Consider the following 3,473-nt stretch of genomic DNA (forward strand, 5'->3'; position numbering starts at 1 on the left):
TGACTTTTATTAATCAACAAGAAAACTATACATCATTTTCGACAGTGTTTGCTAACGTATTTGTGTATGATTTTTTGCGGGAAAAGGACGCGAGTCGTTTTCCGATGTTGCGGAAAGATAATTAATAAGATTGAATTTCCGATGAGGAAATTCAGCCGCAATTAATTATACACGGTGTTAGGCACTTTATTTGTCAAATATTTTTTCAGTCAAAGTCTCAGTTATAATTGAGTCATTTGTTATGGTAAGTTTTTCAAAAATCCCATCATAATTTTCATCTTTGAATTTTAGTTTTTTTACAGAATTTATAAATAAACTAAATTCTTCAGGGATTCCATCTTCGTCATAATCTATTATTTCACCAACTTTTTCTCCAGTGATATTAAAACACTCTACTTTCTCATATACACCATTCTCATTTCTATCAAATGAAGTTTGGTATAGTTTTCCATAAGTAGTAAAAGTTCTAATAATTTCGTAATTGTTATCAAAGTTTTGGTCAAAAAACTGAGAAGCTAATTTGTCGTTTTTTTTCCAATAACTGTTTAAAATTTCATCACCATTTTTCCATTCAAACTTATTGTTTTTACTCTCAGTAAAGTGTTTATTTTGATTTTTGACTTTAAAATAAAGAAATCCTAAGGTTACAGTTGAGATTGATAGGAAGAATATTATAATTTTTTGCAATTTCATTTAGTTTGATATTGTGCCTAACGTTGTTGTATATGGTTTGTTGCGTGGTTTAGCACGTAATTTAGCAAATAAAAACCGAATAGAAAATCCGCGAGGATTTTCGTAAGTAGTCTAGAACTAGCAATAAATTATATACGGTGTTGGCAGTAGTTTTTTTATTTTCAAATGTATAATTTCCAGTTTTTGTCCGCTTTAAATCCGTGTTCAGGTTCAGCTACTTTTTTTATTTCTATTCCGTCTTTTATAAGTTCAGAGTATAATTCCGATTGTTTTGATTTTATAAATTCAATTTCGTTTTCAGCCACTTCGTTATTCCAAGTTATAGTTTCGCAAACAATACACACATTTTCTTTTACTGCAACAATTCCGCAAACTCCACAAGGTTTTAAGGAATTCATAAATTCAGATACATAGTTAAAATCAAATTCTTTAAATCTTGTTGGCACATTTTGAATAAATTCATACCAACCAATGTTATTATTTTTCAGACCGATTTTTTTGTCAGCTTTCTCAAAAATTACCTCATTCCGATTTTCTGAAAATTGAACACTATTAATTTCTTTCCAATCAAATAATTTAGGCTTTGCTCCAAAAGGTTTGTTTATAGAAAATCCACTTTCGGTTAACTTAATTTCAGTTAATTCAGAAGTCAGTTTTTTATTAAATATATTTCGCATTAAATATCCTGTCATTGCTTGGTTCAAATTACTGCCAACGTATTTGTGTATGATTTTTTGCGGGAAAAGGACGCGAGTTCTTTTCCGATGTTGCGGAAAGATAATTAATAAGATTGAATTTCCGTTGAGGAAATTCAGCCGCAATTAATTATACACCTTGTTAGCTGTTGTTTTTATTTTTCAAATAATTTTCGTGTTAAGTGTTCTCCGTTTTGGTCTATAAGAAAAGATGTTATCGTTCCATCTGGATTCCAAGTGCTATGACCGATGTCAATTCCGCAACTTGTTAGAATTTGGTCTAACAAATAAGCATACTCTTTATCATTCCACTTTCTTGACCTTAAGACTCCGACAGTGTTTACGTTTATCTCTTTCGAATTATCATTATAAGTGGTATAGTATTTAGGTGCATTTTCTTTAATAATAGCACTGTAAAATAAATGAGCATTAATTTCGAGATATTGAGGGAAATTAATAGGATATTCCTTTAGTTTTTTTAGGCCGAACATAAAGTCCTCAATAACGTTATTGTCCTCAAAAACGATAGTAAATGCAATTTTTCCAAATTTCATTGAAAAGCACAATCCAACAATGTTGTTATGATAAAAAAAATCGTCGTCTGTACAATTGAAAACAAATATACTCCAAGGTTTAGGTTCATGAAAAGTAGTTTTAAACCTTATTGATTGTAAAAACAAATGTAAAGCTGAATAACTTTCCAATTCATAAGGGGTTAATATGTTTCCTAATTCTGGATTCTTTCTGTCGACTAATAGCGATAATTCCTTGTATCTTGTAGCGTACAGAATTTTGGCTGACCATTGAAAAATTATTTGTTCATCTTCAAAAGTCAAGTTCTTGAATGACCTTTCTAATAATGCCTGAAACTTTTCTTCAACTTTTGAAAGGTCTTCATTATTACATTTTTCACAGCAAGGTACAGTCAAGTTTCTGTATGGAATAGTAGTGTCGTTTGTGACAATGAGTCTTTTATCCCATAGATCGTATTTGTGTTGTAACCATTTAGGAAAAATATGTTCTGTAGTTTTGATTTCACACTCACGTCCACACAAGAAACAGGTATTATCATCAAAGGTTTCCTCTTTAAAGTTGGTGTAGAAATTAATTTCAGATTTCATTTTTCAAATAACAGCTAACGTGATTGTATAAGATTAGTTGCGTGTTTTAAGCACTAAAGTTAGCAAATAAATCACAGATAGAAAGTCCGCGAGGACTTTCGTAAGTTGGCTAGAAACTAGCAATTAATTTTATACGGTGTTACCTGCTGGCTTTTATTCGGTCGTGATAAATTCGATAAAGCCAAAAGTCCGCCAACTGCTAATATTGCTCCACCAACAAAAGGAAATCCTGCACCAACTAAATCAGCCATATTCGATGAAAAAAGAAATGGCAAACAGAATATCATTCCAAAAATTCCTGTTGTTATTGAAGCAAAAGCTCCAAATTTAGTAACTCGTTTCATATCAAATATTGTTTTTTCTTCAAATTCTGGTTTTAATAATTCAGCTCTTAATTCAGTCAGATTTCGACTTGCATACTTTTCGATTGACCATTCCGAAATTCCGATAGATTTCTTTCCTTTTTTAAAGTCCGAGTAAAAAGTCCGCCACAAGTCTGGAAGTAAAATTGCTCCGAAAATCAAAATAGCAAATGAAGGAATAGAATAATTTCCATTTCCGACCATAAAAGCTTGCATTCGGATTTCGTCTTCAGCTGTCATTTGGTAATTAAGCAAAACGTGTTTCAAATCGTGGCTTTCGTATTTTGGTACTAAAGTCAGATTATGGTTGTCAAGACATTCAGCTATTTCTTTTCCTAAAGTTCCTTTTTCGAGATTTCTTAATTCCGAAACCTTTTGTTCATAAGGTTCCATTTTGCTAAAGAATTCGATTGTAGAAACAGAAAGGTCAAATGACTTTTTTATTATCTTTCTGGCTATTTTTTGCAGTATGTTCATTTATAGTTCAGATTTTTTTCAGCTTGCAGGTAACGTATTTGTGTATGAAAAGTTGCGATAATTTTAGTAGCAATTTTTCATTCATTTTTCATGATTTAAAATTAGTTATAATTTTTGATTTATAG

Annotated in this window: 4 protein-coding genes; all 4 read right to left on the reverse strand. The window is 30.8% G+C overall.

Annotated features, from left to right (window positions below; translation table 11 throughout):
- Window positions 1-186: 186 nt before the first annotated feature.
- On the reverse strand, window positions 187-693 hold the full coding sequence (locus EV195_RS16550) for a hypothetical protein (protein ID WP_132796089.1): 507 nt from the start codon (window positions 691-693) through the stop codon (window positions 187-189).
- 161 nt (window positions 694-854) lie between these two features.
- Window positions 855-1,385, reverse strand: coding sequence for a hypothetical protein (locus EV195_RS16555; RefSeq protein ID WP_132796090.1), 531 nt, complete (start codon window positions 1,383-1,385; stop codon window positions 855-857).
- A gap of 158 nt (window positions 1,386-1,543) precedes the next feature.
- Window positions 1,544-2,509 (reverse strand): hypothetical protein, encoded by a 966-nt coding sequence (locus tag EV195_RS16560; RefSeq protein WP_132796091.1) that lies wholly within the window; start codon window positions 2,507-2,509, stop codon window positions 1,544-1,546.
- Window positions 2,510-2,625: 116 nt separating this feature from the next.
- Window positions 2,626-3,348 carry a hypothetical protein gene (locus EV195_RS16565; protein ID WP_132796092.1) on the reverse strand — a complete coding sequence of 241 codons (723 nt, stop codon included), beginning with the start codon at window positions 3,346-3,348 and terminating at the stop codon, window positions 2,626-2,628.
- Window positions 3,349-3,473: the final 125 nt, after the last annotated feature.

Source organism: Tenacibaculum skagerrakense (assembly GCF_004345825.1).
GTDB lineage: Bacteria > Bacteroidota > Bacteroidia > Flavobacteriales > Flavobacteriaceae > Polaribacter > Polaribacter skagerrakensis.